Raw genomic sequence first — 238 nt, 5'->3', positions numbered from 1 at the left:
ACCAAACCACACGCTATCAACTGGTGGGCTACCCCAACCGCTTCGATATCGAAACCAACCTGCGCGCGCTGGCGTTCGAAGGTGACTGGCGCAAGGCCGACGCCCGCCAATTGCGCATCCTCAGCGCCGGTCTGTATCAGGGTATCAACGGCTTGGGCGCCAGGACTCACAGTGATCTGACCAGTACCACCCCTGACCTGGACTTCTTCCGCCTGCGCCTCTCCGGCGTGCAGAGCGA

At 62.2% G+C, this 238-nt stretch carries 1 pseudogene; it reads left to right on the top strand.

Features of this window, described 5'->3' with window-relative positions:
• A pseudogene (locus tag SB756_RS35070) lies at positions 1-238 on the top strand (ShlB/FhaC/HecB family hemolysin secretion/activation protein); the annotation flags it as partial.

The sequence above is a fragment of the Pseudomonas sp. SIMBA_068 genome (assembly GCF_046534705.1).
In the GTDB taxonomy this organism is placed as follows: domain Bacteria; phylum Pseudomonadota; class Gammaproteobacteria; order Pseudomonadales; family Pseudomonadaceae; genus Aquipseudomonas; species Aquipseudomonas putida.
This window is presented reverse-complemented; position numbering and strand designations above follow the sequence as displayed.